This is a genomic window from Limnohabitans sp. (genome assembly GCF_017848645.1).
In the GTDB taxonomy this organism is placed as follows: domain Bacteria; phylum Pseudomonadota; class Gammaproteobacteria; order Burkholderiales; family Burkholderiaceae_C; genus Limnohabitans_A.
Window position 1 is genome coordinate 17359 of record NZ_JAFEIF010000048.1, and the last position, 23694, is coordinate 41052.

Genomic DNA, 23694 nt, shown 5'->3' on the forward strand with positions numbered 1-23694 from the left:
ACAAGGACTATTTGGCTTGGCTCATGATGGCCATGTCAAAGAGGCGGTCCCCGAAATACTTGCGGATGAACATCAGGGGTTTGGCCATTTTGCCGATGACGTAACGGGTTTGGGGTCGGCGCGAACGCACAGCCTGCAGTATGGCATCGGCCACCACCGACGGCGGCGAAGCGGCGCCCGCTTTGGCGTAGGTGCTGCGCATGGCCTTGGCCATGCCCTGCGCCATGGCGTGGTAAGGGCCTTTGCCCGAACGCGCCAGCATGGGCTCGAGCATCACGCCACCCCACTCGGTGGCAATCACACCGGGCTCGATGATCACCACTTGAATGCCGAAGGGCGCCAACTCGAGGCGCAAGCAATCGCTCCAGCCTTCCACCGCGTGCTTGGTGGCGTGGTACCACGAGCCCAGGGGCGTGTAGATCTTGCCGCCCATGGACGAGATGTTGATGACCTTGCCCGCCCCTTGGCGGCGCATGTGCGGCAGCGCCAATTGCGTGAGCCGCGCCATGCCAAACAAATTGACTTCAAACTGGTAGCGGGCATCGGCCAAGGTCGAATCCTCCATCGCGCCGTACATGCCAAAGCCCGCGTTGTTCACCAGCACATCGATGCCGCCATGACCTTGGGTGATGGTGTTCACGGCCGCGACGATGTCAGCGTCCACCGAAATGTCCATCTGCAGCGGTATCGCGCCCAAGGCCCGCAGGTCTTCCATTTGTGCCACACGCCGGGCCGCGACGTAAACCACCAGCCCCTCTTGCAGCAGCCGCTTGGCTGTTTCTTTGCCCATGCCGGACGATGCGCCGGTGACGAGGGCCACCTGTGGTTTGAGTTGGGAAAAGGGGGATGTCGATGCCATGAAAAACTCCGTTCGTGAATGTGTTGCGAATGAAGTGATGGTCGCCGCTGGGGCGCGAAGCGTCACCATCGGATCGCGCCAATGCACATGCAGAAGATGCCAATGATGGCGATTACAGGAGCGCACCCCGTGCGCGATGTTTTGCAGTCAAGGGCCCCTTAACCCCAAAGCCCCTCACCTCACCCCATCGCCCGCACCGTCTCCGACGGACTTTCGCCGTAGTAGTTTTTGTACAGCCCTGCAAAGCGCCCCAGGTGCCAGAAGCCGTGGCCCATGGCGACTTCGGTCACGCTGACGGTTTGCAGTTGCAAAGCCCGGCGGGCCTTGGCCAAGCGGCGCAGGGTGATCAGGCGCTGCGGGGCCATGCCGTAGGTTTGCAAGAAGGCCCGCTCCAGTTGCCAGATGGGCACCTCCAGCGCCTCGCACAGCGCGTCGATGCGCAGCGGTGTGGTGCTGTTGTCCTGGGCCCACTGGTCCACCGACTGCAACAAGCGCTCGCGGGTTTGCAGGCTCAGCGCAGCGCTGCTGCTGGGCTGTCGCCAGCGCCGTGCCAACTCGCTCCACAGGATGTGCTGCAGCTGCTCGTGCGCCTGGTCCACCAAGGCCGCGTCCAGGTCGTGCTGCCGGTTGGGGCCCAACACGCTCGACAAATCCACCAGTTGCTGCAAGGCCTGCGGCGGCAGCTGACCGGGCAGGTGCAAGGCGCTCACACCCGGGGCCATATGCAGGCCCAGGGCTTGCAGCTTGTGCGGCGGCATTTGCACGCCCACCCACTGCGCCTGCGGCGGCAGGCTGATGCACATGTCACGCCCTGGCGCATAGACCACCAGGTCGCCGTTGCGCAGCGCCTGACCTTGCACGCGCCACACGCCTTGGCCGTGCAAAAAGATGCCCACCGAAAGCCACTCGGGCGAGAGGTCACCCTGCGCCAGCAGGGCCAGGTTGTACTGCCCCCAATCGGTGCGGCACTGCGGGCTGACGCTGTGCACGATCTGCCCGCCAAAGCGGCCTTTTTCCAACTGCACATGCTCCAGAAAACCCTCTTGCAAAGCCAACACCAGCGCCTGCGGATCGAAGGCGTCGAGTCGGGTGACCGAGGTCGCAGAAGTGGCTGTGGATGGGTGCATGGGTATGAACGTTGGCCCGGAATTGAACCCTTTGGGGTGCGCTGTGTCAATCCGCAGGGTTATCCCTTATCTGCAGGGTTATCCCTAGCGAATCTGAGGCCCCTTTGCAGAAATCTGGATAGTCGCCCAGCCGGGCGGTTTTTAGACTGGCCCCATTCAACACAACAACGAAGGAGACGACATGAGCCAAGCATTTGATTACATCGTGGTGGGTGGCGGTTCGGCCGGTTGCGTGGTGGCTTCGCGCCTGAGCGAAGACCCCAACGTGAGCGTGTGCCTGATCGAAGTGGGCGGCCCTGACAAAAGCGTGTTCATCCACGCCCCGGCGGGTGTGGTGGCCATGCTGCCCATCCCGTTCAACAACTGGGCGTACAAGACCGTGCCGCAAAAAGGCCTGAACGGCCGCCAGGGCTACCAGCCCCGGGGCAAGGTGCTGGGCGGCTCCAGCTCGATCAACGCCATGCTTTATGTGCGTGGCAACAAACACGACTACGACCACTGGGCGTCGCTGGGCAACAGCGGCTGGTCTTACCAGGACGTGCTGCCGTACTTCAAGAAAGCCGAGCACAACGAGACCCACACCGACAGCGAATACCACGGCACGGGCGGCCCGCAAAACGTGGCCGAGCTGCGCAGCCCCAGCGCACTCAACCAGATGTTCCTGCAGGCCTGCGCCATGAACGGCATTCCCTACAACGCCGACTACAACGGCGCCGAACAATTTGGCGCCTTCATGTACCAGGTCTTCCACAAAAACGGCGAGCGCCACAGCGCGGCCAAGGCCTACATCACGCCCCACCTGTCGCGCCCCAACCTCACGGTCAAGACGAACACCATCACCAGCAAGATTTTGTTTGAAGGCCAACGTGCCGTGGGGGTGCGCGTGCAAGAAGGCGGCCAGACGCAGGAGCTGCGTGCGAACAAAGAGGTCATCGTCTCGGCGGGGGCTTTTGGCTCGCCGCAGCTGCTCATGGTCTCGGGCGTCGGGCCTGCGGCCGAGCTGCAGCGCCACAGCATCCCGGTGGTGCACGCGCTCGAAGGCGTGGGCAAAAATCTGCAAGACCACATCGACCAAGTGCAGACCTGGCGCGCGCCCAGCAGCTCCGAGACCTTTGGCGTGTCGGCCACAGGCACCGTCAAGATCACCCAAGCCATTGGCGAGTGGAAGAAAAAACGCACGGGCCTGGTCACCAGCACCTTTGCCGAATCGGGCGCGTTTTTCCGTTCCTCTCCCGAGGTGGAAACGCCCGACCTGCAGCTGGTGTTTGTGGTCGGCATCGTGGACGACCACAGCCGCAAGATGCACCTGGGCCACGGCTTTTCTTGCCACGTCGATGTGATCCGTCCGCACAGCCGGGGCAGCGTCACGCTGGCCGGCCCCGATGTGCGCACCGCGCCGCTGATCGACCCCAACTTTCTGGGCGACGAGCGCGACCTGGACCTGCTGGTCAAAGGCGTTCAGATCCAGCAAACCATCATCGAGTCCAAACCCTTTGACGCCATTCGCGGCAAGATGCTCTACCCAGTGGACAAGAACGACAAAGCCGCCATTGCGGCCGACATCCGCCGCCGTGCCGACACGCAATACCACCCGGTGGGCACCTGCAAGATGGGCCCTGCCAGCGACCCGATGGCCGTGGTCGATGCCCAGCTGCGCGTGCACGGCCTGCAAGGCCTGCGCGTGGTCGATGCGTCCATCATGCCCACCCTGTGCGGCGGCAACACCAACGCACCCACCATCATGATTGGCGAGAAAGCTGCCGATTTGATCCGCCACGCCTGACCCCCTACCAAGACCACCTGATATGCCTAACCTCCCTACCCTGGCCGAGTGCCAGTCGAGCCTGGACCAAGACCTACAAACTTTGGCCGAGCACCGCAGCCGCTGGGTGCAGACCTCGGTGGCCGAGCGCATCGCCATTCTGAACGAAATCAAGGACGCCTTGCTGCCTGTGGCCAAAAACTGGTCCGAGACGGCTTCGCGCCACAAAGGCATTCCGGTCGGCTCGCCGCTCGAAGGCGAGGAGTGGCTGTCCGGGCCTTACACCGTCATGGCGTATTGCAACCAGATGATGGCCACGCTGTCCAAGGTGCAGGGCAAGCAGCACCTGAGCGGCCTGCCCCTGCGCGAGCTGCCCAATGGGCAACTGGCCGCACGCGTGCTGCCGCATTCGCTGTGGGACCACTTGCTGCTGAGCGGCGTGACCCTCGACGTGTGGATGCAGCCGGGCGTGAACCGCACCAACCTGGCCCAGCACACGGCCGCCATTTACGACAGCGCCAGCCCGCAGCACAAGACTGGCAAAGTCTCGCTGGTGCTGGGCGCGGGCAACATCGCGGCCATTGCGCCGCTCGATGTGTTCCACAAGCTGTTTGCCGAAAACGAAGTGGCGATGCTCAAGATGAACCCGGTCAACGATTACCTGATCGAGTTCTTGAATGCCGCGCTCAAGCCGCTGATCGACCGGGGCTTTGTGCGCATCGTGCGCGGCGGCACCGATGTGGGGCAATACCTGTGCAATCACCCGTTGGTGGAGACGCTGCACATCACGGGCGCGGGTGCATCGCACGACGCCATCGTGTGGGGAATCGGCGAAAAAGGCGCGGCCAACAAAGCGGCCAAAACGCCCATCAACACCCGCCAGATCACCTCGGAGCTGGGCGCGGTGTGCCCCACCATCGTGGTGCCCGGCCCCTGGTCAGCGGCCGACATCCGCTTTCAGGCCGAGCAAGTGGCCACACAAAAGCTGCACAACTCGGGTTTCAATTGCGTGGCCTGCCAGGTGTTGGTCTTGCCCAAAGACTGGGACCAGAAATCCGCCTTTGTGCAGGCGCTGGAAAACGTGATCGGCAACGCCCTGCCCCGCGGTCTGTACTACCCTGGCGCACCCGAGCGCCTGGCCGAGTTCTGCACCAACAACCCGACCTTCAAAACCGTCAAGCGCCCCGGCGCGCAAGACTTGGTCATGTCCACGCTGGACTTGGGCAACGCCAAAGCACGCAGCACCGAGGTGTTTGCGCCGGCGCTCAACGTGGTCGAAATCGGCGGGCAAGACGCCGAGACCTATTTGACCACTGCAATTGCACTGGCCAACAGCCAGCTCTATGGCACCTTGGGCGCGAACATCGTGATCCACCCGCAAACCATCGCCCAGATAGGACGCCAGCGCTTTGAAGAAATTCTGGCCGACTTGCGCTACGGGACCATCGCCATCAACGCCTGGACGGGCTTGGGATTTTTGTCGGCGCAGTCGCCCTGGGGCGCGTTTCCGGGCCACACGCTAGACGACGTGCAAAGCGGCATCGGCGTGGTGCACAACACGATGCTGTTCGACAAGACCGAACGCGCCGTGGTCGAAGCCCCGTTTCGCCCCTTCCCGCGTAACCTGCTGAGTTTGTCGTTCACCCTGCTGCCACGCCCGCCTTGGTTTGTGACCAACCGCAAAGGGGCCATTCTGGGCAAGTTGCTGGTGGCGTTTCAGCACCGCCCCAGCTTGCTGAAGATGCCGCGCATTTTTTGGAATGCCTTGTTGGGGTAACAACAGAACTGACCAAGGGGCTGATGATCCGCCCGCCAAGTTGTCTAAACTGAGGCCATGATCCAAGGCCTCGTTCAACTCTTCCTCTTCCAGGCGCTGGGCGAACTGCTTTCCAAGTTCGCCCTGCCCTTCATCCCCGGGCCCGTGCTGGGTCTGGTCTTGCTGTTGGCGTTTTTGGCCTTGCGCGGCCATGTGCCCGCGTCCATGGACTTGGTGGGCAGCAGCATCTTGCAGCACCTGGGGCTGTTGTTCATTCCCGCATCGGTGGGCGTGGTGCTGTATTTGCCGGTGCTGCAGGCCAACGCCTGGGCCATCACGGCGGCGCTGGTGCTGAGCGTGGTGGCCACGGTGGCGGTGACCGCCTTGGTGCTCAAACTGTTCGCCCAAAAGGACAGCGCGCCATGAACAACAGCCTGCCGCCCATCTCTGACATTTGGGTCTATCTCTCGGGCAGCCCGCTGCTGGCTTTGGTGCTCACGCTCAGCGCTTACCTGCTGGGCCTGACCTTGTACGAGCGCAGCCAGCGCAACCCGCTCGCCAACCCGGTGCTGATTGCGGTGGTTGTGGTGTGCATCGGCATCAGCGTGATCGACATGCCCTATGCCCAATACTTCGAAGGCGCGCAGTTTGTGCACTTTTTGCTGGGCACGGCCACGGTGTCGCTGGCCATTCCGATTTACAAGGGCTTGGCCTCGCTCAAAGGGCGCATGGGGGTGTTGCTGCTGTCACTTGTGGCGGGTGGCATCACCTCGGTGCTGACGGCGGTGGGCATGGCGCGTTGGCTGGGTGTGGACGAAGCGCTGGTGCGCGGCCTGGTGGCCAAATCGGTCACCGCGCCGATTGCCATGGGCATTGCCGAACGCGTGCAAGCCTCGCCCACCCTGACGGCCATTTTTGCCGTCAGCACCGGCATCTTGGGCGCGGTGCTGGGCCGCTATGTGCTGGACGCCCTGCGCGTCACGGCCTGGTGGCAACGCGGCTTTGCCCTGGGCGTGGCCGCGCACGGCATCGGCACTTCACGCGCATTCAGCGTGAACGCCGAGGCCGGGGCTTATGCCAGCCTAGGCATGGGGCTGCATGGCATCGCGGGAGCCATGCTGATCCCGTATGCGGTGGCTTGGTGGTTTTAAAACCCGGATTTTGTACCGAGTCCGCAGCGTGACAGGGTCTGCCAAGCTTCTTTTTATGATGAAAGCCATGAACTACGCCACCACAGACCTCCTGGCTTTTGCCGACCAACTTTTGCAAACCGCAGGTTTGCCGCTCGACAAGGCGCAGGCCGTAGCGGAAGTGTTGCTGGAGGGCGACTTGCTGGGCCACACCACCCATGGCCTGGCCTTGCTGGCCCCTTATCTGGCGGAGCTCGAATCGGGCAAGATGCGCAAGGATGGTCAGCCGCTGGTGGTGTCGGACCACCCAGCTGCCGTGACCTGGGATGGCCAGCGCTTGCCCGGCCCTTGGCTGGTGCAGCAAGCCATCGACTTGGCCACCCACCGCGCACGCACACAAGGTACCTGCACGGTGGTTATCCGCCGCAGCCACCACATTGCTTGCCTGGCCGCGTATCACCAGCGCGTGACCGATCAGGGTTTCATGATGCTGCTGCATTGCTCGGACCCCAACACCGCCAGCATCGCGCCTTTTGGCGGGCTGGACCCGGTGTTCACGCCCAACCCCATGTCGGTGGGCATTCCCACCTCGGGCTTGCCGGTGCTGATCGATGTGTCCACCTCGTCCACCACCAACGGCATGACCAACCGCTTGCACAAAGAAGGCGGCGCGCTGCCTGCCGAGTGGGTGATGGATGGCCTCGGCCAAGCCAGCCGAGACCCGGCCGTTTTATTCAACGAACCCAAGGGCACGATCTTGCCGCTGGGGGGCATGGATTCAGGTCACAAAGGCTATGGCCTGAGCTGGATGGTCGAAGCGCTGACGGGCGGCTTGGCCGGCCACGGCCGGGCCGATGCGCCGGAGGGTTGGGGGGCCACGGTGTTTTTACAGATCATGGATCCGCGTGCGTTTGCGGGGGCAAGCGCCTTCAACACGCAGATGGACGAAGTCTCGCGCCAATGCCATGCCTCGCGCCCCGCTCAGCCTGACCGCTGGGTGCGCACACCCGGTGAGCGCGGCCTGAAACTCAAGGCGAGCAGCGCCAACGAGGGCGTAGCGCTTTACCCCAACATCATGCCCATGCTCTTGCCCTGGGCCGAAAAACTCAAAGTCGCAGCACCCCAGCCCATCTGAAACCATACCAAAGACATGCCCACCAGTTGGCCCATGCCGCCCGTTGCCGAGTAAACACCAGCAACCCCGAACCCTGAACCCTGAACGCTCAACGCCCTGGCGCTGGTTTGCGCAAGGCCCTGAGCAGCATGGGCGTCAACCAGACCAGCGCCGTCAGGATGGCCAATGCCAGTGCAATAGGTCGCGACACAAAGGCACTCAGATCACCGTTGGACTTGATCATCGAGGTGATGAAGTTTTCCTCCAGCATGCCGCCCAGCACCACGCCCAAAATGGCAGGAGCCACCGGGAATTTATTGGCCTCCAGCACATAAGCCAGAATCCCGGCCACCAGCATCACACCGATCTGAAACACCGAGTTGTTGATGGCGAACGTGCCCACCACGCAGAACAGCAAGATCATGGGCATGAGGATTTCACGCGGCACCTTGAGGATGCGCTTGGCCACCTTGATGCACAAAATGCCCAGCGGAATCATGATGAGGTTGGCCACAATGAACAGCAAAAACACGGCATAGATGTTTTGCGGATTGGTGGTGAACAAAGTCGGGCCAGGATTCATGTTCTTCATGTAGAGCACTCCGATCACAATCGCCGTGATCGAGTCACCCGGAATGCCAAACACCAAGGCCGGAATCCACGCGCCGGCCAAGGCGCTGTTGTTGGCCGAGCCCGACTCCACAATGCCTTCCACATGCCCGGTGCCAAATTTTTCAGGCTTCTTGGAAAATTTCTTGCTCACGGCATAAGACATCCAGGCGGCGATGTCAGCCCCAGCGCCGGGCAAAGCGCCCACGGCCGTGCCCAACACGCTACCTCGCAAAATTTGCTTGGGGTATTTTTTGGCCAGTGCCCATTGGCCCTTGAGCACTCCGCCCACCTCTTCCACCACCAACTCAGCGGGCGGACTGGTGTCCACCACGTAACGGATGATTTCGGAGATGGCGAACATGCCGATCATCATGGCGATCATGCCGATGCCACCCGACATTTCGGTGTTGCCAAAGGTAAAGCGCGGAAAACCAGCGGGGTTGCCCAATCCTACGCACGCCACCAACAAGCCCATGAACAACATCATCAGCCCTTTGACCGCAGAGCCGGTGGAGATGAAGACCGCGCAAGTCAGACCCAACAGCACCAACCAGAAGTATTCAAAGGAACTGAAATTCAGCGCAAAGTCGGCCAAGGCAGGCGCAGCGACGATCAGCACCACCGTGCCAAACAAGCCCCCCACTGCCGAAAACACCAGGCCTGCGCCCAGCGCTTTCTCGGCCTGCCCCTTGCGGGTCATGGCAAATGCTTCATCGGTGTAGGCGGCCGATGCGGGCGTGCCCGGAATGCGCAGCAAACAGCCCGGAATGTCCCCAGAAAAAATCGCCATGGCGGTGGCCGTGACCATGGCGGCCACCGCCGGGATCGGTGGCATGAAAAAAGTCACCGGCACCAGCAAAGCGGTGGCCATGGTGGCCGTCAAGCCTGGCACAGCCCCCACAAACAAGCCGTACAACGAAGCGAGCACCATCACCATCAAGGTGTAGGGCTCGAACACCATCGAAAAAGCTTGGCCAATGGCTGTCCACATGGGATGAGACTCCTCAGACTGTCACAGTTTTTGGGGTGAAAACAATAAAGGGGGCAATGCCGTTACCAAGCGAAGGGCGTCAAGATGCCCCACGGCAAGGGCACGCGCAGCAATTTGTAAAACGCAAAGTGAACCACCACAGTGGCCACCACCGCCCAAAAGACCGATCGGCCCCATGCGACGTGCAAGGATCTGAACAAGGTGACCAGCATCAAAAATGCGGTGATGAAAAATCCCAGCTCATCAGATAGCACGATGTAAAAGACCACCGAGCCCAGCAAGGCGACCAGCGCCTTGGTGTGCCGTGGCGAACGCACCCAGTCTTCCCACTCAAGCCATGGTCCGTTCGCGCGATCACGCCAGCCTTGCCAGACCAGCAAGGCGCCGCCCGCACACAGGCCCAGCGCAATCAAGCCCGGAAATAAAGCAGGCCCGACGGGCTGACCCGGAATATTGGGGTAACCGCGCACAGCCCAGAGCACCGCAGCGCCCAAGGCCATGAGCAGGACGCCCCAAAAAGCGTCGTTGATTTTCATGCGCGGGTTTACTTGACCAGGCCCACGGCCTTCATGGTCACGCCCATTTCCGCATCGGACTTGGCCATGAATTTGGCCATGTCATCCGGTCCGCCATAAATCACACCCAGGCCACGGCTGGACATGAAGTCGTTGTACTCTTTGCTGGCCACCGCTTTGCGCACGGCCTCGGCCAACTTGGTTTGCACCGGTGCAGGCAAACCTTTCGGCGCGAGCACACCGCGCCATGCCGCCATGGTCCAGTTGCTGCCTGTAGCCGACTTCAGTGTGGGTACATTGGGGTACAGCGCAGAAGGTTTGGCGTCCATGATGGCCAGGCTCTTGACCTTGCCGGCATCGATCAGCGAACGCGCCTCAGGCAAAGACACCGGGGCCACTTCAACACCCCCAGCCACCATGTCTTGCAAACCAGGGGCAGCACCGTTGCTGGGCACCCAGGGCAGTGCTGCGGGGTCGATTTTCTGGTCCAGCAACAAACCGGCAATCGCCAGGTGCCAAATGCCGCCCTGGCCTGTGCCCGAGGCTTTGAACTTGCCAGGGTTGGCCTTGATGGCGGCCAGCAAGTCGTTCACGTTCTTGTAAGGCGAATCGGCACGCACCTGAATACCCGCCGGGTCGGCATTGACCAAACCGATGGGGGTGTAAGAAGCGCCTGTGAGCTGGGTCAAGCCCTGCCAATGCATCATGCCTATTTCGACCGTGGCCAGACCGATGGTGTAGCCATCAGCGGGTGCCGAGGCAATGGCCGCATGGCCCACCACACCGCTGCCCCCGGTGCGGTTGACGACTGTGACGGGTTGGCCGAGGTCTTTTTCGAGCAAGCTGGCCACAATGCGAGCCACCGCATCGGTGCCTCCGCCTGCGCCCCAAGGCACGATCATGGTGATCGGTCGGACGGGGTAGTTTTGTGCAACAGCAGGCACAGCTGCTGCCAAAAAAGTCAAACCAGCAACTGCGCTGGCAACCAAAGAACGGCGTGAGCGATTGAACATGGGTGTCTCCTTTTGATTTGAACAGCCGGGCCCCAAAGAGCCTGCTGCATCAAAATTTATACCCATTCGAAGGTCATACCATTAGGGTCAACCATAGCCCCAGTAACACTGGCGACTGTCTCGATGCCTGGCAGAGATCAGTCTACCTTGGCCCCGCCACAAACCAGCGCCCAATCATGGCGCGGTCTTCTTCGGTCAGACCTGTGGCATTGCCCATGGGCATTTGCTTGGTCACCACCACTTGCTGGTAGATGTTTTGGGCGTGCTGCTTCACCAGTTCGGGGCTGTCCAGGCGCACGTTCTTCATCTGCACCTGTGCACCATGGCAGCTGATGCAGTGCTGACTGACCAGACTTTGCACCTGAGCAAAACTCACAGGCGCAGCAGGCACAGCCGACACTTGGGGCGCGGCGGGCTTCAAGGCCACGATCACCCCCAAAATCATCATCACACCGACGGCCGCAAAGGGCCAAGGGTTGGCCGCGCGGCCCAGGTGAAAGGCGTGGCGCTGCACAAAGAACTGGCGGATCAGGGCACCGGCGAGCATCATCACAAACAGCAGCACCCAGCGCTGCTCGTGTGTGTACAAAAAGCTGTAGTGGTTGCTCAGCATCGCAAAGATGACGGGCAGCGTGAAGTAGGTGTTGTGCACACTGCGCTGTTTGCCACGCTTGCCGTGAATGGCCAGAGCATTGGCGTCATAAGTTTCGCCTGAGGTCATGGCCGCCACCACTTTGCGCTGGCCGGGGATGATCCAGAAGAACACGTTGGCGCTCATGGCGGTGGCAATCATCGCGCCCACCAACAAGAAAGCGGCACGGCCTGCAAACAGCTCATTGGCCAGCCAGGAGCAAAACGCGACCACCACAATCATCAGGCCCGCCACGATCAGCTCGCCGTTTTTTCTGAAGCCAAACACGCGGCAAATGATGTCGTACACGAACCAGAAAGCCACCAGCATGCCCACCGCGGCCGACCCGGCCATCACGGGGGTCCAGTCCATGAGCGATTTATCGATCAGGAAGGTGCCCGCGTTGTACAGATACAGCACCGTGAACAGCGCAAAGCCACTCAGCCAGGTGGAGTAACTTTCCCAATAAAACCAATGCAGTTTGGTGTGGATCTTTTTAGGGGCCACCATGTACTTTTGGGGGTTGTAAAAACCGCCGCCGTGCACCGCCCACATGGCACCGCCCACGCCTTTTTCGAGCAGGTCGGGCGAGTTGGGTTTTTGCAGGTTGTTGTCCAGAAAGACAAAGTAGAACGAGGAGCCAATCCAGGCGATGGCGGTGATGACATGCACCCATCGCAGCAACAAATTGGCCCATTCCAGAAAATACGATTCCATGAAGGATTCTCCAACCAGCTCACCACCGCGGGCCCTGTGAGCGGGTATTCGGTCGCGAACATGTTCCCGGAGAAACTTGCGCCGCTGCGACCAGTGCACCGAAGTGTATACAGTTTAACCCTCTGAATCCAGCCTTCCCCGGGCTTGTTCGCCTAGGGAAAACCATCATCCGTCTTCAAAGGGTCTGCAAGAGTTGTGCCGCCACCGCCACGGCAATGACTTCGGGCTCTTTGCCCGTGATGCCAGACACCCCAATCGGGCAGGTGATGCGCTCAATCTCTTCGGCCGTGAAACCCCGGTCCTCCAGTCGGTGCCTGAAGGTGGCCCACTTGGTCTGGCTGCCGATCAAACCGACAAAGGGCAAATCGTCTTGTGTGCGCAAACGTTTGAGGCAGGCCACCACGATGTCCAGGTCTTCGGCGTGGCTGAAACTCATGATCAGCACCCGGCTGCCCGCAGCCAGATCGGCCACCGCCGCTTGCACCGGGTTGGAATGCTCGCAATCCACATCTGGGGGCACATCGTCCGGGAAAATCTCGTCGCGGCTGTCGATCCAGCGCACCGCAAAAGGCAAAGGCGCCAGCGTGTTCACAATCGCCCGGCCCACGTGGCCGCCGCCAAACAGCGCCAACGGAGTGCGGGGCGGCATCAACACGGTGCGTAAACGCGCCACGTCACCCGCGTCCACCCGCTCCATGGTCAATTCGACCACCCCGCCGCAACATTGCCCCAAACTGGGGCCCAGCACCTGGCGCAAGTGGGTGGACACCAACTCCCCGGCGAGCAAGCGCCGAGCATGCGCCAGCGCCTGAAACTCCAGATGCCCGCCGCCAATGGTGCCCGCTTCGCCGCGGGCAAACACCAGCATGTGGGTGCCCGGCCCACGCGGTACCGAGCCCTGAGTGGCTTGCACACTCACCCGCACCGCCGCCTCATGGGCCAACCGATCCAACGCCGCCATCATCCAGTTCACACGCACACCCCTTTGTCAATTTGTTGCTCGCCAAGGCCCGTGTCCAATGCCACAATCACGCCCGAACACCGAGTATGCCAAGGAGAGGACCCGACCCATGCCAGAGGCAACCCCGCACAAGAGCCCGGAACGCACGGTTTTGTCACGCACCTTGCTGGCCCTGAGCGCCTTAGGCCTTGGCTGGCTGAGCGGCTGCAGCACCCCGCCCAGCAGCAAACCCGGCCCTGGTCCTGCCACCAGCCAGGTGCCCAGCAACCCCAGTCAACCGGCTGCAACTCGGCCCGAGGCCGTGGCGCAAACTGTTATCCCAGCCGCCACACCCGCACAAGTCTCCGGTCCCGTCAAATCCGCTGCACGCAACGCCCGGGACTACCGCAAAGATGCGGCCAGCCACCTGTACGCCCGCCACAGCCAACACATCTACAAAGGCCGCCTGCCCCCCATGCTGGAGGCGGTGGGGGTGCTCAACGTGGACATCGACCGCCACGGCTCGGTCAAATCGGTGCAATGGATGCGTGCGCCCCGGCATGTGCCCCAGGTCATGCAACAAATCGAGCGCATGGTCAAAGCCGCAGCGCCCTACCCGGTGCCCCAGCACATGAGCCAAGTCACCTACACCGACGTGTGGCTCTGGCACCAAAGCGGCAAATTCCAACTCGACACTTTGACAGAAGGTCAGGACTGAACGGCCCAAACTGGTCACCCCTCAGGGGGGGCGCTGCCCCCCATTTCAAGAGTGCCTCAAGCCGAAACCAACTGCCCCGCCTTGGCCTTGTCGCGGGCCAAGGCTTCGCGGTCACTGCGGCGGCGAAAGACCAGCGTCACAAAGCTGCTGCTGATCACGATGAACAGCGAGTACAGCACCGGGATCAACAAGATGTCTTGCTGCATGGCCCCGGCAAAGCTGAGCGTCACGATCAGCACCGCCAAGGGCCCGTTCTGGATGCCGGTCTCCAGCGCAATCGTGCGGCTGCGATTGGCGTCCTGGCGCAGCAGGCGAGACAGGCCGTAACCCAGCGCCATGCCGAACAGGCCCAGGCCAATGGCCGCAAAATACACCGTCAACGGTGTGGTGGCCAGCAGCTGGTGGTTGCGCGGTATCCAGGTCACCACCAAAAACAAAATCACCAGAATGCCCAAAAAGCCCCCCAGCAACTCGATGGTGGCGCCGATGTTGGGGCTCATTTTGCGCAACGCCATGCCAATCAAGGTGGGCACCAAAAGCACCATCAGCACCTGTGCCACGTTGCTGGCAGGAATCTTGAAGTCACCGCCGATGCCAGCTGCTTGCGAATAAAACTCCAGCAAGGCGGGCACCATGACCAGCGCCACCAAAGTCGACACACTGGTCATCATGATGGACAGCGCCAGCACACCTTTGCTGAAGTAAGTAAATATGTTGGAGGTGGTGCCACCGGGCATGCAAGCCATCAGGATCAGGCCCACCGCCAACGCAGGTGGCAAGTCCAGCAGCATGGCCATGGCAAAGCCCAGGAAGGGCATGATGCCGTACTGGCACAGCACGCCAACCAGCACGCCCTTGGGCTTGCGAAAGGCAATTAAAAAGTCGCGCCAGGTGAGCGATGCGCCCATGCCCATCATGATGACCATCATCATCACGCCCAGCAGTTTGGTTTCAAATTCGGTGACCATATAAAACTCCGCTGTGGCGCTCAGGCGCGATTGAATTCGGTTTTGACTTCGGCTTTCAGGTCCTTGCGCAGCACCTTGCCAATGGGGGACTTGGGCAACTCGTCGCGCAGCACCACCGAGCTGGGTCGCTTGTAGGCCGCCAAGTGTTGCTTGCAATGCGCCACGACGTCTTCGGCGCGCAACTGTCCTGCATGGTCGGGGTTGGGCACCACATAGGCCCGCACGGCTTCGCCTGTTCGCTCGTCGGGCGTGCCGACCACTGCCACCTCCAGCACTGCGGCCATCTGCGCGATCACGTCTTCCACCTCGTTGGGGTAGACGTTGAAGCCGGAGACCAGCACCATGTCTTTCTTGCGGTCCACGATGCGCAAAAAGCCGGTCGCGTCCATCACCGCGATGTCGCCCGTGGCGAACCAGCCGTCATGCATCACGTTGGCGGTTTCGGCCTCGTTTTGCCAATAGCCTTGCATGACCTGCGGGCCGCGCACCCAGATCTCACCAGGCTCGCCCACAGGCACGTCTTGCCCGGCTTCAGACACCAAACGCACATCGGTGCCGGGGGCCGGGATGCCGATGCTGCCTACACGCGGCTCGCCGCTGAGTGGGTTGAAGCTCACCACGGGCGATGTTTCGGTCAGGCCATAACCTTCGGCAATGGGGGTGCCGGTGACTTCGCGCCAACGCTGCGCGACGGCGCTGTGCAAAGCGGTGCCCCCTGCGATCGAGGCCTTCAGGTGCTTGGGCGGGTAAGCCAAAAACCATTCTTCATTGAGCAGGCCATTGAACAAGGTGTTCACGCCCGTCATCCAGGTCAGCGGATAGTTTTCGACAGCGCGTTGCAGGTTCTGCACCGGGCGCGGGCTGGGCACCAGAATGTTGTGCGCACCGATGGCCAGGAAGCCCAGCAAATTGGCCGTGAACGCAAAGATGTGGTACAGCGGCAGCGCCGTCAGCACGCACTCTTGGCCGGGGTTCATGTGGGTCGCGCCCATGGCCAGCATTTGCTGCACGTTGCTCAGCAAATTGCCGTGGCTGATCATCGCGCCCTTGCTCACGCCCGTGGTGCCTCCGGTGTATTGCAACAAGGCCAAATCCTGCGGCTGCAAGTCCTGCCAATAATTTTTGGCAGGCTGCTGGGCCAAGCTGACGCGGCCTTGGGCCAGCGCAGCCTGCAGGCGCACATGCGGCACGGTCACGGGCGGCAGCACCTTGCTCCAGACCTTTTGCACGCCGCGGATGATGCCTCGCGGAATGGCCGGGAAAAACTCGGGCACGCCCGCCAGCACGATGTGCTTCACACCCGTTTGCGCCAGCACCTCGGGCAGTTTGTCGGCAAACATGTCGACCACCACCAGCGCCTTGGCCTGGCAGTTGTTGAACTGATGCACCATTTCGCTGACGGTGTAAAGCGGGTTGGTGTTGACCAGCACGCACCCGGCCTTGAGCACACCAAAAGCCACCACCGGGTAGGGCAGGCTGTTGGGCAACTGCACCGCCACACGGTCGCCCCGGGCCAGGCCCAAGGTACCGCGCAGGTAACCAGCAAACGCATCCGACAAAGCATCGACTTGCGCAAAACTCAAACTGCCGTTCATGCCGTTGGGCACCACGCAGGTGAAGGCTGCCTTGGCCTGGCTGTCACGCGCCCAGCGGGTGCAGTGGTCGTGGATCAAATGCGCCAGGCTCTGGTGCTCGGGCGCGGGCAAATCGGGGGCGATGCCCACTTGGGGGTAAACCGCTTGCCACGGGCGCACGGCGCTCGTGGGGTCTGGGGTCAAGCTCATGAAGGTCCTTGGGGGCAGAGATGAAACAGTAGGGATGGTCAAGGCGGTTCAGCGGTCGCTGCAGCGAGAGACTCGATGCGCCACTGAGTACGGGTGTGACACCCGCAAAAAAAGGCCGCACTGCGAGAGCGGCCATTATTGACGTGATCAGACTGAAAAAACCCTGAAACACCGCCTCAAATAAGGGTGTTTTCCCTGACCCAAAACCCTCACTCAAGCAGGTGTTTGCTGCTCGTGGGCTGCTCCGGGCAGCATCGTCAAAATGAGCGTGGTGGCCACCGAAAACCCCGCCAGCAGCAAGAGCGAGTTGCCAAAGCCCATGGCCTTGACGACCGGCCCCAGCGCCCAGACCGACAAGGAACTGACCGCAAACGACACACCCAGGCGCATGCCGGATACGCGCGAGCGCAAGCGGTCGTCCACATAGCGGGCGATCATGAAATCGGTGAACGGGATGGCCCCGAAGATGAACACCATCACCCCAATCAGCGCTGCAAACAGCCACCAGCCCTGCGCCTGCGAGGCCAGCACCAGCATGGGAATCTGCGCCAAGACCATGAACATGAAAAAGCGCTTGAGTGGGAAACGGTTGATGAGGTGTCCCACCACCACCTGGGCGACTGAGGCCACGGCGTAAACCAAGGCCAACAACAGGCCCAAGCTGGCCGGGTCTTCCATGACCCCCTTGAATCGCTCGGTGATCAAAGGCCCATTGCCGTTGGTGGTGAAGTTGAACAACACACTGCTGGTCACCGCCGCTGCCGTCATGACCACCATGGCCCGCATCAGCAAAGGTGCGGGCAGGCTCACCTTGGCCCCGCCCTTGCGTTTGGCGGGCGACGAGACCTCTGGCGGGCAAGTGCGGGCAAACAGCCAACCACACACCAGGGCCGCCACACCGGGCAGAATAAAAGCTGCCCGCCAGCCTTGCCACTGGATCAGAAAACCCGTGAGCAAAGCGGCCACCGCCACGCCCAAATTACCCGACAGACCATTGAAGCCAATGGTTGCGCCAGGGTTGGACGAACGCTCGAGCAACATGGGAATGCCCACCGGGTGGTAAATGGAGGCGAACACGCCGATCAGCGTCAAGCATCCGGCCAGCTGCCAAGGTGTTTGCGCGAAGGCCGTGAGGATGGAGGCCGCGCCAATGCCAAAAAAGAAGACCAGCATCATGCTGCGGCGGCCCCACAGATCGCCCAAGCGCCCGGCAGGCAAAGAACCCAGACCGAACATGAAAAACGCACCCGCACCGTAAGGCATCAGGTCTTGCCACTGGGCCAGGCCCATGTCAAGGGCGATGGTGCTGACCGCCGCCGCAAAAATCAGCAAAAACAAATGGTCCAGCGCATGCGCGATGTTGAGCAGGCCGCGCACCATGCGGGGGTGGTCGGCGGCTTGTTCGGTCACAGGGGCGGCAGAAGGGGACAAGGTCGTCATGGTCAATTTCAATTTTCAGGCCAAGTGCTTACCTCGACCATCAGGCACCAACACTGTGCGCCGAAGGACGCTTGAACGCTGTCGCTTTGGTCACAGCGGGGATGCATGGCATTCACAAAGGCGCGTTGGCCGGGGCTTTGGCGTCCCAGATGTGCGCCCGCCAATACACCGCCATGGCACCCGTGAGCAACAGGCCCAGGACCGAATACGCCCCCGCTGTCGCGGCATAGCCCCAGCGCTCGATCAAGGGGCCCGACATCAGCAAACCCAAAGGCAGGCCCCAGATGGCCAGCATGCGCATGCCCATCACCCGGCCGCGGTAGGCGGGCTCGGTCACGCGCAGCATCACGGCCGCCAGCGGCGTCATGCTCAGGCTTTGCGCCAGGCCCGCTACCCACAGCAAGGCCATGCCCACCCCCAAATGGGTGTTGAAGGCGAACAGCACATCCACCGCAAACCACACCGCCCCCGCCAGCACCATGGTTTGCGCTGCGCGAAACGCAAAACGGTGCGAACTGAGCACCACCGAACCCACCAGCCCCCCAAAGGCAAAGCTCGCGCCCAGCCAACCCAGGCCCGTCTGGTCGGTCAGGTAAATGTTTTTGGCCACATAAGGCAGCAAGCCCAAAGAAAAGGGAAAGGCCAGCAGGTTGACCAAGAAGGCGAGGGCCATGGCCGCCATCAGCACCGGGCGCGTCCACACATAGCCAAAAGCCAGCTGCAAATCGCGCACAGGCGACACGGACGACAGGGGTGGCGCATCTTTGTTGGCTGTTGGCGCAGGCCCATCGGACACGCCGCGCGACAGCACAAAACTGAGGGTGTAGAGCGCGGTGATGAGCGCGTAAGCCCAGGCCATGCCCAGCCATGCGACCACGCCTGCCCCCGCCAAAGCACCCGCGATGCGGGCCGAATCCGAGGTGATGCGCGAAATGCCCAAGGCACCCAGCAAATGCCGGGGCGGTAAAGTCTGTGCGATCAACGCGTTGCGCATCATCATGTCCGACGGCCGCACCAGCCCCGCCAAAGCCGCCATGCACAACACGATCAAGGGCGTGAGCGCTTGCAGCCAGGCCAGCAGCATGAAGGTGGCGGCCAGCGCTGCATAGAGCGCCCGTGACAGAACCAGCATGCGGCGGTAACCCAGGCGGTCTCCCACCACGCCAAACAAGGGCGAGACCAAAGAGCCGAGATACTGCAAAGAGCCAAACACCACCAGCATCATGACCGAGCCCGACTCGACCAGGATGAACCAGCCCAGCACGATGGACTCCATCTCGAAGGCCCAGGAGGTGGCCAGATCGGCCGGCCACTGAAAGCGGAAACTCCTGACCCGAAACGGGTCGCGCCAGTGCATGGCGGGTGTTGTGTCAGCCGTCGACACCCCCTGGCTCATGGCCGTGGTCCTGTGCAGAGCAAAATGAGGGGAAACAGCGCACGGCGGCAAGGGCGCGGGCGCATGGCGCTCATGCGCTCAATCCTGCCCGGCGCGAGGCGACTGCGGGGTGGCGTCGTTTTTGGCAAGGCGGTCTGGCTGCGCCGCAGGCTCTGGCATGAAACACATCTTCTCGCCATCCCAGCGCTGGCCGCACCAGCACAGGCCTTCGGCGTTGATGATGCAAGTGCCGGTGCCGCAGCACCGTGGATCGTCTGACATGGGCCTGCTCCTGTGGGCTGTTGGAATCAAAGTGACAGGATGCCTGAAACCGTTTCAGGCATCCGGCTCAAGCCATCACAGTCCCGCTGTGGCCTTGGCTTTTTCGCACGCCATCAGGATGCGCTCGGGCGTCGCCGGAGCGTCCATGTAGACCACCGCCTTGTGGTTGGCACTGGCCGCCACCGCATCGCGCAAGGCAAAGAAGGCCGACAAGCCCAGCATCAAAGGCGGCTCGCCTGTGGCTTTGCTGTTGAAAGGCGTGGGTTTGATGTTGGCGTTGTCGAACAAGGACACCTTGAAGTGCTCCGGAATGTCGCCCGCCACCGGGATTTTGTAAGTGCTGGGGCCGTGTGTGAGCAGCTTGCCCTTCTTGTCCCAAATGCACTCTTCCATGGTCAGCCAGCCCATGCCTTGCACATAAGCGCCTTCGATCTGGCCTTTGTCCAATGCGGGGTTGATGCTGCGGCCCACGTCGTGCACGATGTCCACGGCCTTGAGCCACCACTCGCCGGTGCGGGTGTCGATTTCCACTTCGCTCACGGCCGCGCCGTAGCAGTAGTAATAGAAAGCACGGCCATTCAGGGTCGCGAAGTCGTACTTGATTTCGGGCGTCATGTAGAAACCCGTGACCGACAAGCCCACACGTTCCATGTACGCTTGCTTGGTCACATCGGCCCACTTGACGGACTTGCCGCCGCCGTGCAGCTCGTTGTTGGAGAAGCTCACCTCTTCGGCGGCGCAGCCCAGCATGCGGGCCGCCACGGGCTTCAAGCGCTCGCGCATTTGCGCTGTGGCGTTCATGATGGCCGCGCCGTTGATGTCGGCACCGCTTGAAGCGGAGGTGGCCGACGCGTTGGGCACTTTTTGTGAATCGGTCGCAGTGATGCGCACATGATCCACGCTGATGCCCAGACCATCGGCACACACCTGCGCCATCTTGGTGTTCAGGCCCTGGCCCATTTCGGTGCCGCCATGGTTGCAGCTGACCGAGCCGTCCATGTAAACCACCAGCAATGCGCCGCCCTGGTTCAGGTGCGTGGCGGTGAAGCTGATGCCGAACTTGAGTGGCACCAAAGCCAAACCGCGCTTGCGGGTTTTGCTCTTGGCGTTGAAGGCGTGCACGGCGGCGCGGCGCTCGGCGTAGTTGGATTCTTGCTCCACCTGGTCGATCACCTTGTCGCCCACCCAGTCTTCAATGAGCTGGTTGTACTGGGTGGTCATGGTGTCGGGCGTGCCGCTGATGGCCGGGTCTTTGTACAGGTTGAGCTTGCGCACTTGCAGTGGGTCTTTGCCCAAAGTCATGGCGATCTCGTCCATCACCGTCTCGATGCCGAACATGCCTTGTGGGCCACCAAAGCCCCGGAAAGCTGTGGCGCTTTGGGTGTTTGTTTTGCAGCGGTGGCTGACCAGCTTGAGCGCGGGCAGGTGGTAGGTGTTGTCGATGTGCAGGCAAGCACGGTCGTTCACCGGGCCCGAATAGTCTGTGCTGTAACCGCAGCGCGACATGAGCGTGATGTTGGCCCCCAGAACGCGGCCATTGTCGTCAAAGCCCACTTCGTAGTCGATGCGGAAGTCGTGGCGCTTGCCGGTGATGGTCATGTCGTCGTCGCGGTTCACACGCAGCTTGACGGGCTTTTGCAGCTTGTGCGCAGCCAGCGCGGCGCTCTGGCTGAAGATGCTGGCGTTGCCTTCTTTGCCGCCAAAGCCGCCACCCATGCGGCGGCAAATCACCTCCACATCGTTGGTGTGCAGGTTCAGGGCGTGCGCGGCTTCGCGCTGGTTGCCGTCAGGGTGCTGGGTCGACACGTACAGCGTCAGCTGACCGTCTTCCTTGGGCACCGCGTAAGTGATCTGGCCTTCCAGATAGAACTGTTCTTGCTGACCGGTGTTGGTGCTGCCCTTGATTTTGTGGGGCGCGTTGGCAATGGCGGCTGCGGCATCGCCCCGCGTGATGCCTTTGGGCGGCATGATGAAGCTGCCCGCCGCCATCGCTTCTTCGATGGTCAAGATGGGCGTGAGTTCTTTCACCAGCACCTTGGCTTTTTTGGCGGCTTCGCGGGCGTAGAGCATTTCACGCGCCACAACCACGGCCACGGCCTGGCCCACAAACTCGACCTTGCCTGCGGCCAGGAATGGATCGTCGTGGATGATGGGGCCGCAGTTGTTTTCGCCGGGAATGTCTTTGGCGGTGTAAACCGCGACAACGCCGTGCTCCTTGAGGATGGCTGCGCGGTCGATGCCATCGCCGATCAACTCGCCATGCGCCACGGGCGACAAGATGAGCGCAGCATACAAAGTGCCCGCGTGCTCAGGGATGTCGTCGATGTAGGTGGCCGAACCCGTGACGTGCAGGTGCGCGGACTCGTGAACGATGTCGGTGCCTTGCTGAACGCCCGAAGCGGGCAACAGGTTTTTGATGGGGGTAGGAGCGTTCATTCAAGCCACCTCTTTCTGTTCTTCAATGAATTCGAGCACCAGGTTGCGGGCGACCAAGGCGCGGTAGGCCCAAGTGGCACGCAGACCGTCGCGGGCGGTGAAGCTGGCGGTGATCGCGGCGTCCAGGTCGGCCGATTTCACGTCGGCAGGCGCACGGCCTTCCAGCACGGCTTCGAGCTTGGGCGCACGGCAAGGCGATGGGGCCAGGCCGTTGTAGGCCAGTTTCACACTGCTCAATTTGCCGTCTTTCAGCGTGTAGCTGATAGCCGCGCAAGTGGCCGAAATGTCTTGCTCAAAACGCTTGCTCACCTTGTGGGCGCGGAACACCTGTCCGGCCACGGGCTTGGGCAATTCCACAGCTTCGATGAACTCACCGGGCTCCATCACGTTTTTCTTCATGCCGGTGTAGAAGTTGTCCAGCAGCACCTTGCGGGTCTTGTCGCCCCGGCGCAGCACCAAGCTGGCACCCAACGCCATCAGGCAAGGCATGGTGTCGCCAATCGGCGAGCCGTTGGCGATGTTGCCCGCCAACGTGGCAGTCGACCGGATGGGGGGCGAGCCAAAGCGGCGCAGCACTTCGGTGAAGTCGGGGTAGGCCTGGGCCACCAGGGCCTCGACCTGCGTGAGCGACACAGCCGCACCAATGCGCCAGGCGCTGGCGGTCTCGGTCACTTGGCGCAGCTCTTTGACGTTGCCCAAATACATGATGTGGTCGGGACGGCTGAACTGCTTGTTGACCTGCAGACCGATTTCGGTGCTGCCTGCCAACAGCGTGGTGGTGGGGTTCTTGACCAGATAGTCAGCCACCTCGGCAAGGGTGGCGGGCGATACAAATTCATTGCCTTTGCGGGTACGCACGACCGGCTGCACGATGATGTCGCCGTCCAGGCTCAGCGTGGGCACGCTGGCACGTTTGATTTCTTTGAGCAGCGGCACATCGGCGCTGTCGTCGAGTTTGAGCGCCTCGGGCTTGGCGCAGGCCTTGGTGGCCGAATCGATGATCGGCTTGTAGCCGGTGCAGCGGCAAAGGTTGCCGCTGAGCGAATCGGTGATCTGCTGGCGATTGGGCATGGGCAAGACCTGAACCAGGTTCACCAGGCTCATCACGATGCCGGGGGTGCAGAAACCGCACTGCGAGCCGTGGCACTTGATCATTTCTTCCTGCACCGGGTGCAGCGTGCCATCGGCTTTTTTCAGGCTCTCGACCGTCTTGACCGATTTGCCGTCCAGCGAAGGCAGCAACTGGATGCAGGCGTTGGTGGCCACATAGTCCACGCCCGTGCCAGCGGCGTTGAGTTCACCCACCATCACCACACAAGCGCCGCAATCGCCTTCGGCGCAGCCCTCTTTGGTGCCGGTGCGGTGCATTTGCTCACGCAAATAGTCCAGAACAGTGGTGGTGCGGCGCTCGCCTTGGGCTTCGACGATGCGGCCGTCGAGCACAAAGCGCACGGTGTTGGTGACTTGGGTCATGGTGCGAAGGGTGGGTAAATAAACGGTAAGACCCCGATTTTAAGGAGTCAG

20 protein-coding genes are annotated in these 23694 nt (G+C 61.8%); 6 read left to right on the plus strand and 14 right to left on the minus strand.

Annotated elements, in window-relative coordinates; all coding sequences use genetic code 11:
* Positions 1 to 7: 7 nt before the first annotated feature.
* Together QZ190_RS10795 and QZ190_RS10800 are read right to left on the minus strand one after the other, a co-directional pair.
* Entirely contained in the window at positions 8 to 859 is an 852-nt protein-coding gene (locus tag QZ190_RS10795; RefSeq protein WP_291916024.1) for an oxidoreductase, read from the minus strand.
* Positions 860 to 1038: 179 nt separating this feature from the next.
* The gene (locus tag QZ190_RS10800; RefSeq protein ID WP_291916027.1) at positions 1039 to 1986 is read right to left on the minus strand and encodes a helix-turn-helix transcriptional regulator; all 948 of its coding nucleotides are present in this window, start codon (positions 1984 to 1986) and stop codon (positions 1039 to 1041) included.
* Between the two features lie 181 nt (positions 1987 to 2167).
* Between QZ190_RS10800 and QZ190_RS10805 the strand changes: the two genes are divergently transcribed.
* The 5 genes from QZ190_RS10805 (at position 2168) to QZ190_RS10825 (ending at position 7769) form a co-directional block, all read left to right on the plus strand.
* On the plus strand, positions 2168 to 3769 hold the full coding sequence (locus tag QZ190_RS10805; protein WP_291916030.1) for a GMC family oxidoreductase: 1602 nt from the start codon (positions 2168 to 2170) through the stop codon (positions 3767 to 3769).
* A 22-nt stretch (positions 3770 to 3791) separates the two neighbouring features.
* Entirely contained in the window at positions 3792 to 5525 is a 1734-nt protein-coding gene (locus QZ190_RS10810) for an aldehyde dehydrogenase family protein (protein WP_291916033.1), read from the plus strand.
* 57 nt (positions 5526 to 5582) lie between these two features.
* A complete protein-coding gene (locus QZ190_RS10815) occupies positions 5583 to 5930 on the plus strand; it encodes a CidA/LrgA family protein (RefSeq protein ID WP_291916035.1) in 348 nt (115 codons plus the stop codon).
* On the plus strand, positions 5927 to 6655 hold the full coding sequence (locus tag QZ190_RS10820; RefSeq protein ID WP_291916038.1) for an LrgB family protein: 729 nt from the start codon (positions 5927 to 5929) through the stop codon (positions 6653 to 6655). The genes QZ190_RS10815 and QZ190_RS10820 overlap by 4 nt, the downstream gene beginning before the upstream one ends.
* A 67-nt stretch (positions 6656 to 6722) precedes the next feature.
* The gene (locus QZ190_RS10825; RefSeq protein ID WP_291916041.1) at positions 6723 to 7769 is read left to right on the plus strand and encodes an Ldh family oxidoreductase; all 1047 of its coding nucleotides are present in this window, start codon (positions 6723 to 6725) and stop codon (positions 7767 to 7769) included.
* A gap of 88 nt (positions 7770 to 7857) precedes the next feature.
* On the opposite strand, the gene QZ190_RS10830 is transcribed toward QZ190_RS10825, so the two are convergent.
* From QZ190_RS10830 to xdhC, 5 genes are all read right to left on the minus strand, one after another.
* Positions 7858 to 9351, minus strand: coding sequence for a tripartite tricarboxylate transporter permease (locus QZ190_RS10830; RefSeq protein ID WP_291916043.1), 1494 nt, complete (start codon positions 9349 to 9351; stop codon positions 7858 to 7860).
* Between the two features lie 62 nt (positions 9352 to 9413).
* Positions 9414 to 9887, minus strand: coding sequence for a tripartite tricarboxylate transporter TctB family protein (locus tag QZ190_RS10835; RefSeq protein WP_291916046.1), 474 nt, complete (start codon positions 9885 to 9887; stop codon positions 9414 to 9416).
* Between the two features lie 8 nt (positions 9888 to 9895).
* On the minus strand, positions 9896 to 10879 hold the full coding sequence (locus QZ190_RS10840) for a tripartite tricarboxylate transporter substrate binding protein (RefSeq protein WP_291916049.1): 984 nt from the start codon (positions 10877 to 10879) through the stop codon (positions 9896 to 9898).
* A 142-nt stretch (positions 10880 to 11021) separates the two neighbouring features.
* Positions 11022 to 12227: a urate hydroxylase PuuD gene (locus QZ190_RS10845; protein WP_291916052.1), complete on the minus strand. Its 1206-nt coding sequence runs from the start codon at positions 12225 to 12227 to the stop codon at positions 11022 to 11024.
* Positions 12228 to 12402: 175 nt separating this feature from the next.
* The gene (gene xdhC / locus QZ190_RS10850; protein WP_291916174.1) at positions 12403 to 13191 is read right to left on the minus strand and encodes a xanthine dehydrogenase accessory protein XdhC; all 789 of its coding nucleotides are present in this window, start codon (positions 13189 to 13191) and stop codon (positions 12403 to 12405) included.
* 106 nt (positions 13192 to 13297) lie between these two features.
* Here xdhC and QZ190_RS10855 point away from each other — a divergent pair, with 106 nt between their 5' ends.
* Positions 13298 to 13885 carry a hypothetical protein gene (locus QZ190_RS10855; RefSeq protein WP_291916056.1) on the plus strand — a complete coding sequence of 196 codons (588 nt, stop codon included), beginning with the start codon at positions 13298 to 13300 and terminating at the stop codon, positions 13883 to 13885.
* Positions 13886 to 13941: 56 nt separating this feature from the next.
* Here the strand turns inward: QZ190_RS10855 and QZ190_RS10860 are convergent, their stop codons facing one another.
* The 7 genes from QZ190_RS10860 to xdhA form a co-directional block, all read right to left on the minus strand.
* Positions 13942 to 14853 carry a bile acid:sodium symporter gene (locus tag QZ190_RS10860; RefSeq protein WP_291916059.1) on the minus strand — a complete coding sequence of 304 codons (912 nt, stop codon included), beginning with the start codon at positions 14851 to 14853 and terminating at the stop codon, positions 13942 to 13944.
* A 20-nt stretch (positions 14854 to 14873) separates the two neighbouring features.
* Positions 14874 to 16637 carry an AMP-binding protein gene (locus tag QZ190_RS10865; RefSeq protein ID WP_291916061.1) on the minus strand — a complete coding sequence of 588 codons (1764 nt, stop codon included), beginning with the start codon at positions 16635 to 16637 and terminating at the stop codon, positions 14874 to 14876.
* 213 nt (positions 16638 to 16850) lie between these two features.
* Positions 16851 to 18077: an MFS transporter gene (locus QZ190_RS10870; RefSeq protein WP_291916064.1), complete on the minus strand. Its 1227-nt coding sequence runs from the start codon at positions 18075 to 18077 to the stop codon at positions 16851 to 16853.
* Positions 18078 to 18189: 112 nt separating this feature from the next.
* Positions 18190 to 19473 carry an MFS transporter gene (locus QZ190_RS10875; protein ID WP_291916067.1) on the minus strand — a complete coding sequence of 428 codons (1284 nt, stop codon included), beginning with the start codon at positions 19471 to 19473 and terminating at the stop codon, positions 18190 to 18192.
* Between the two features lie 78 nt (positions 19474 to 19551).
* Positions 19552 to 19734, minus strand: a complete 183-nt coding sequence (locus tag QZ190_RS10880; RefSeq protein ID WP_090142236.1) for a hypothetical protein — start codon at positions 19732 to 19734, stop codon at positions 19552 to 19554.
* A gap of 75 nt (positions 19735 to 19809) precedes the next feature.
* The gene (gene xdhB, locus QZ190_RS10885; protein WP_291916071.1) at positions 19810 to 22170 is read right to left on the minus strand and encodes a xanthine dehydrogenase molybdopterin binding subunit; all 2361 of its coding nucleotides are present in this window, start codon (positions 22168 to 22170) and stop codon (positions 19810 to 19812) included.
* The gene (xdhA, locus tag QZ190_RS10890) at positions 22171 to 23643 is read right to left on the minus strand and encodes a xanthine dehydrogenase small subunit (protein ID WP_291916086.1); all 1473 of its coding nucleotides are present in this window, start codon (positions 23641 to 23643) and stop codon (positions 22171 to 22173) included.
* Between the last annotated feature and the right edge of the window lie 51 nt (positions 23644 to 23694).

Bases quoted from the DNA above. Each gene is read 5' to 3' on its own strand.
- QZ190_RS10795 (WP_291916024.1), bottom strand. From the start codon at position 859: ATGGCATCGACATCCCCCTTTTCCCAACTCAAACCACAGGTGGCCCTC.
- QZ190_RS10800 (WP_291916027.1), bottom strand. From the start codon at position 1,986: ATGCACCCATCCACAGCCACTTCTGCGACCTCGGTCACCCGACTCGAC.
- QZ190_RS10805 (WP_291916030.1), top strand. From the start codon at position 2,168: ATGAGCCAAGCATTTGATTACATCGTGGTGGGTGGCGGTTCGGCCGGT.
- QZ190_RS10810 (WP_291916033.1), top strand. From the start codon at position 3,792: ATGCCTAACCTCCCTACCCTGGCCGAGTGCCAGTCGAGCCTGGACCAA.
- QZ190_RS10815 (WP_291916035.1), top strand. From the start codon at position 5,583: ATGATCCAAGGCCTCGTTCAACTCTTCCTCTTCCAGGCGCTGGGCGAA.
- QZ190_RS10820 (WP_291916038.1), top strand. From the start codon at position 5,927: ATGAACAACAGCCTGCCGCCCATCTCTGACATTTGGGTCTATCTCTCG.
- QZ190_RS10825 (WP_291916041.1), top strand. From the start codon at position 6,723: ATGAACTACGCCACCACAGACCTCCTGGCTTTTGCCGACCAACTTTTG.
- QZ190_RS10830 (WP_291916043.1), bottom strand. From the start codon at position 9,351: ATGTGGACAGCCATTGGCCAAGCTTTTTCGATGGTGTTCGAGCCCTAC.
- QZ190_RS10835 (WP_291916046.1), bottom strand. From the start codon at position 9,887: ATGAAAATCAACGACGCTTTTTGGGGCGTCCTGCTCATGGCCTTGGGC.
- QZ190_RS10840 (WP_291916049.1), bottom strand. From the start codon at position 10,879: ATGTTCAATCGCTCACGCCGTTCTTTGGTTGCCAGCGCAGTTGCTGGT.
- QZ190_RS10845 (WP_291916052.1), bottom strand. From the start codon at position 12,227: ATGGAATCGTATTTTCTGGAATGGGCCAATTTGTTGCTGCGATGGGTG.
- xdhC (WP_291916174.1), bottom strand. From the start codon at position 13,191: ATGATGGCGGCGTTGGATCGGTTGGCCCATGAGGCGGCGGTGCGGGTG.
- QZ190_RS10855 (WP_291916056.1), top strand. From the start codon at position 13,298: ATGCCAGAGGCAACCCCGCACAAGAGCCCGGAACGCACGGTTTTGTCA.
- QZ190_RS10860 (WP_291916059.1), bottom strand. From the start codon at position 14,853: ATGGTCACCGAATTTGAAACCAAACTGCTGGGCGTGATGATGATGGTC.
- QZ190_RS10865 (WP_291916061.1), bottom strand. From the start codon at position 16,637: ATGAGCTTGACCCCAGACCCCACGAGCGCCGTGCGCCCGTGGCAAGCG.
- QZ190_RS10870 (WP_291916064.1), bottom strand. From the start codon at position 18,077: ATGACGACCTTGTCCCCTTCTGCCGCCCCTGTGACCGAACAAGCCGCC.
- QZ190_RS10875 (WP_291916067.1), bottom strand. From the start codon at position 19,473: ATGAGCCAGGGGGTGTCGACGGCTGACACAACACCCGCCATGCACTGG.
- QZ190_RS10880 (WP_090142236.1), bottom strand. From the start codon at position 19,734: ATGTCAGACGATCCACGGTGCTGCGGCACCGGCACTTGCATCATCAAC.
- xdhB (WP_291916071.1), bottom strand. From the start codon at position 22,170: ATGAACGCTCCTACCCCCATCAAAAACCTGTTGCCCGCTTCGGGCGTT.
- xdhA (WP_291916086.1), bottom strand. From the start codon at position 23,643: ATGACCCAAGTCACCAACACCGTGCGCTTTGTGCTCGACGGCCGCATC.